This is a genomic window from Ureibacillus terrenus (genome assembly GCF_006569205.1).
Lineage (GTDB): Bacteria > Bacillota > Bacilli > Bacillales_A > Planococcaceae > Ureibacillus > Ureibacillus terrenus.
In genome coordinates this window covers 1-1,344 of sequence record NZ_VIGD01000057.1, presented here as the reverse complement: position 1 = coordinate 1,344, position 1,344 = coordinate 1, and the positions used below count along the sequence as shown (strand labels likewise).

General features: G+C 38.9%; 1 protein-coding gene. It reads left to right on the top strand.

The window, feature by feature from the left end:
• Positions 1-1,338: IS1182 family transposase (locus FKZ59_RS14340; protein ID WP_141603394.1), on the top strand; the 1,338-nt coding region annotated here is incomplete at its 5' end.
• Positions 1,339-1,344 lie beyond the last annotated feature (6 nt).

The following is a 1,344-nucleotide window of genomic DNA, read 5'->3' as shown; positions in this document are numbered from 1 at the left end:
GACAATAATCGAAATCAATTGGAAATGGTGGCTCTTGATCAATTGGTTCCAGAAGATCATTTGGTAAGGAAGATTGAACAAGCCATAGACTTTGATTTTATTTACGATCTTGTCAAAGATACCTATTGCCTAGATAACGGAAGGCCTAGTATTGATCCTGTTGTGCTCATTAAAATGGTCTTTGTGCAGTATTTATTTGGTATTCGATCCATGCGTCAAACGATCAAAGAAATTGAAACCAACGTGGCGTATCGATGGTTCTTAGGATATGGTTTCACAGAGAAAATTCCTCATTTTTCAACGTTCGGCAAGAATTATGTTCGTCGTTTTCAAGGTACTGATTTATTTGAACAGATTTTTTATCGTATTTTAAAAGAAGCGATGAATAAAGGATTAGTGGATGCATCTGTTGCCTTTATTGATTCAACACATGTCAAAGCGAGCGCCAATAAAAAGAAGTTCGATAAGAAAATTGTCCGGGCAGAAACAAAAAGCTATCAAGCGCAATTAGAGTTAGAGATTAACCAAGACCGTGAAAACCATGGAAAAAAGCCCTTTCCCCCGAAAGAGAATGAAGAAACCAAGGAAATAAAGGTCAGTACAACCGATCCTGATAGTGGCTATTACGTAAAAGATGAACGGGAAAAGATGTTTGCCTATTCTTTTCATACCGCCTGTGATGCAAAAGGCTTTGTCTTAGCTACCAAGGTAACGGGAGCGAATATTCATGATAGTCAGGTGTTTGGTCAATTACTCGAACAAGTCATCGAAAAAGTAGGCAAACCAACTGCAGTAGCCGTAGATGCCGGATACAAAACCCCAGCGAATGCGAAAAGTCTATTGGATAAAGAGATTCGTCCAGTCATGCCATATACAAGGCCTAGAACAAAGGACGGTTTCTTTAAAAAGTATGAATATGTATACGATGAGCATTATGATTGTTATATCTGCCCAAACAACCAAACTCTTGAATACCGAACAACAACAAGAGAAGGATATCGACAGTACGCTTCGAAACCGGAAATATGTAAAACGTGCCCATTTTTAGAAAAGTGTACCCAAAGTAAAGATCACACTAAATTTATTCATCGCCACATTTGGGAGCACTATGTGGAAGAAGTCGACCACTTAAGACATACAGAGATCAATAGAAATATATATGATAAGCGCAAAGAAACGATTGAACGGGTCTTTGCCGATGGAAAAGAGAAGCATGGCATGCGATGGACAACTCTACGAGGATTGGAAAAATTGTCCATGCAGGCGATGCTTACTTTCGCTGCCATGAACTTAAAGAAAATGGCAAACTGGACATGGAAAAGACCATGTCCAGCCTAAATAAGA